Annotated in this window: 2 protein-coding genes; both read left to right on the top strand. The window is 25.4% G+C overall.

Annotated elements, in window-relative coordinates; genetic code table 11:
- On the top strand, positions 1–200 hold a 200-nt coding region (locus B0A78_RS14685; protein ID WP_211282046.1), incomplete at its 5' end, for a hypothetical protein.
- Position 201: 1 nt separating this feature from the next.
- On the top strand, positions 202–413 hold a 212-nt coding region (locus B0A78_RS14680), incomplete at its 3' end, for a hypothetical protein (protein ID WP_211282045.1).

The raw sequence follows: 413 nt of genomic DNA, 5'->3' as shown, positions 1-413 counted from the left end.
GTAGATCTGAGCGATCGGAGGTGTTAGTTTTGAACGAATTAATCAAAGATAAAAGTATTAACAGTGTGGCAGATATAAGAGCACTTGATATCAAAATTGTCATAAGATGGAAAGTAAAAGATCAAGTTTTTAAGCAAATGGTTACTTGTCCTCATTGTTTTTATATAACGGAAGGGGTTTTCTTTCCAAATAGTAAATAAAATGATAAAATATTTTAAACAACAGAATTGGGAAAATTTAAAAGCTTACATTAACATAAATGATAAGGGTGAATTGTTTACTGGAATAAAAGAAAAGTTAGACCTAAATAAAAATATATATTTTAGAATTTCATACGTGAATAATTTTGAACATGGATTAATTTATGATTTTTGTTTTAGAGAGTATACTTGGTATATATATATATATATATA

This window comes from Flavobacterium columnare NBRC 100251 = ATCC 23463 (assembly GCF_002530675.1).
GTDB lineage: Bacteria > Bacteroidota > Bacteroidia > Flavobacteriales > Flavobacteriaceae > Flavobacterium > Flavobacterium columnare.
This window is presented reverse-complemented; position numbering and strand designations above follow the sequence as displayed.